The following is a 2476-nucleotide window of genomic DNA, read 5'->3' as shown; positions in this document are numbered from 1 at the left end:
ATATATTATTAAACAATATGATTAATTCTAATTTAGATAATCTATATACTCGTCCTATTTCTGTTTTATTTGTAATAAACATCTCTATCCCATTGATTATTAATAATAAGTGTTTTGCATAGCTGGTTTCAAAGTTTTTAAAATTAATTATAACTTTACTTTCAATAATTTTATTTATTTATTTATTGGGCTGTGGCTGGAGCTGAGGTTGGGACTGTGGCTATTGTGATTAGCAATTTATTATTAATTTCAATTTTTATTACATACCGAACCTATCAAGAAGACCCTCAATTTAGTTATTTACGCATTTTAGGTTTGCAATTAGCAACGTTCTTAAGCACTGATTTTAACCAAAGCCAACTTTTATCAAGCCAATCTTAAACATGCCAATTTTGCTGATGCTATTCTGATTCAGACTAATTTTCATGAATCCAAAAATCTAAAATTTGCTTATGTCAAAAATACCATTTTGGAACAAAAAGTCGTGCGTGAATTATTAGTACATGGCAAAACAGATGAAAAAGATTTTAAACATAAGGATTTGCATGGTGCATATTTAGTGAATGCTGATTTACAAGAGATTGACTTTACCGATGCAAACTTTAACCAAGCTGACTTAAGCGGTGCAAATTTACGCAATGCAAACCTGACGCGAATTCAAGTTATCGGAACAAATTTTGAAAATGCTGATTTAACAGGTGCGTATTTAGAAGGGTGGAATATTGACTCAATGACCAATATCAAAAACATTCATGCTGACTACGTATATTCAAAAAATGACTAATAAGAATGCAGCTCTAGCTGTGGCATATTAAGCACAGGCGAATTTAGCAAACTGTTTCAAGAAGTATTGGAAGTCTTATAAATAATAAAAAATATTATGCGGAGCAGGGAATAAAAAATGATGTGGGTTGCACTATATAAATAGTGGTTTACATAACTACATTCACTCTTTCTCTAATGATAAATGAGGTTTTTTATAATGCGTTACCCATTCTACGCTCTATTTTTGCTCAGCACTTATGGCTTTTTCGTTAGCCCCAGTTTTGCTTGTGAAGTCTATTATGATCCTGTCCGCTTCAACTTATCTTTGCCTTGTTTAGAAAACAACCAGAATACATTTGATGTCGATTTAACTTTAGAACAAGATCGCTTACCTGAGATTAGTTTTGTTTTGGCTAACTCACAGCCTGTTATAGAGCCGCCTGTACGTTGGCAAATCACGGATTTAGGTATGCTATTAGCAGATGCCCGAGGCCTCACTTTATATACTTTTACGAATGATACGCCTAACCATTCTAATTGCACAGAAGCGTGCTTAGAAAAATGGCCGCCTTTACTTGCTGATGTAGATATTGATAAAAATAGCATGACTCAAGAAGGCTTTAGCCTCATTACTCGTGATGATAACCGCTTACAATGGTCATATCATAGCAAGCCATTATATTACTGGTTTCAAGATGTACAAGTCGGCGATACTCTAGGCAATAATATCAATGATGTGTGGCATGTTGTAAAAAGCACTCACAGCCATACACAATATAAAACAACAGGGATCGGTACAGTCTTAGCGGCTGCCAATAACATAACATTATATACTTTTGATAATGATGCTATCAATTTATCCAACTGTAACGATGATTGTGCAAGCCGTTGGCCTCCATTAGTTGCTCATGAAAAGTCTCGTCCTGATGATGGTTACAGTATATTGACGCGAGCAGATGGTACTTTGCAATGGTCTTATGAAGGTCAACCGCTTTATTTCTGGTTTGAAGACCAAAATTCAGAAGATACTTTAGGGGATGATATTGGCGGCGTGTGGCATGTGCTGCATCAAAATCATGCGGCAACTGAGTTTGCGGTAACTTCGATTGGGACTGTGATGACAGCATCCAATGGTTTGACCCTCTACACTTTTGATAAAGACCAAGCCAATAAATCTAATTGCAATGATGATTGTGCAAGCCATTGGCCTGCATTAAAAGCAAATGAATTTGCTCAAAATCAAGGTCTATTCACTGTTATGACACGTGATGATGGTAGTTACCAATGGGCTTATCGTGGCAAACCACTTTATTTCTGGTTTGAAGATCAAAATAAGGAGGACACACTAGGCAACGGTGTTGGTGAAGTATGGCATGTGATTTACCGCTAGAAATATTGAAGGGTATCACTGTTATATAAACTAAATAGCCACCCATTATGAGCGGGTGGCTTAAAAGTCTAGGTATTAGAACAAGTATACAATCGTCATTTTTATAACCAACATTTTGCTCCTAATTGTCTTCTCAAACTTCCAATCCAAATTATTGCACTATCAGTAATATAAATAGCTACATTATAGTCATTTTATTTTAAGATGATACAGGACTGGCAGTCCTAGGTTTTAAAACTATTTGATATTTAAAGTATTTCAGGACTGCCAGTCCTAACACTCAAGATAGAATTGACTATATCATGTATCTATATACATGAG

At 35.1% G+C, this 2476-nt stretch carries 3 protein-coding genes and 1 pseudogene; all 4 read left to right on the top strand.

What is annotated here, in order from left to right:
• The first annotated feature begins 216 nt into the window (after nucleotides 1–216).
• The 4 genes and pseudogenes from ABXH34_RS18570 (at nucleotide 217) to ABXH34_RS18555 (ending at nucleotide 2155) form a co-directional block, all read left to right on the top strand.
• A complete protein-coding gene (locus tag ABXH34_RS18570) occupies nucleotides 217–381 on the top strand; it encodes a hypothetical protein (protein ID WP_353573380.1) in 165 nt (54 codons plus the stop codon).
• Nucleotides 344–421 (top strand): annotated as a pseudogene (locus tag ABXH34_RS18565) (pentapeptide repeat-containing protein); the annotation flags it as partial. The gene ABXH34_RS18570 and the pseudogene ABXH34_RS18565, both read left to right, overlap by 38 nt.
• 63 nt (nucleotides 422–484) lie before the next feature.
• The gene (locus ABXH34_RS18560; protein WP_353573379.1) at nucleotides 485–784 is read left to right on the top strand and encodes a pentapeptide repeat-containing protein; all 300 of its coding nucleotides are present in this window, start codon (nucleotides 485–487) and stop codon (nucleotides 782–784) included.
• 198 nt (nucleotides 785–982) lie between these two features.
• A complete protein-coding gene (locus ABXH34_RS18555) occupies nucleotides 983–2155 on the top strand; it encodes a hypothetical protein (RefSeq protein WP_353573378.1) in 1173 nt (390 codons plus the stop codon).
• Nucleotides 2156–2476: the final 321 nt, after the last annotated feature.

Origin of the sequence: Candidatus Albibeggiatoa sp. nov. BB20 (assembly GCA_016744725.1) — a bacterium.
Lineage (GTDB): Bacteria > Pseudomonadota > Gammaproteobacteria > Beggiatoales > Beggiatoaceae > Albibeggiatoa.
The sequence above is the reverse complement of the archived record's forward strand: the minus strand, read 5'-3'. Positions and strand labels throughout refer to the sequence as shown.

Excerpts from the sequence above, each read along its gene's own strand:
- ABXH34_RS18555 (WP_353573378.1), top strand. The coding sequence starts at position 983 with ATGCGTTACCCATTCTACGCTCTATTTTTGCTCAGCACTTATGGCTTT.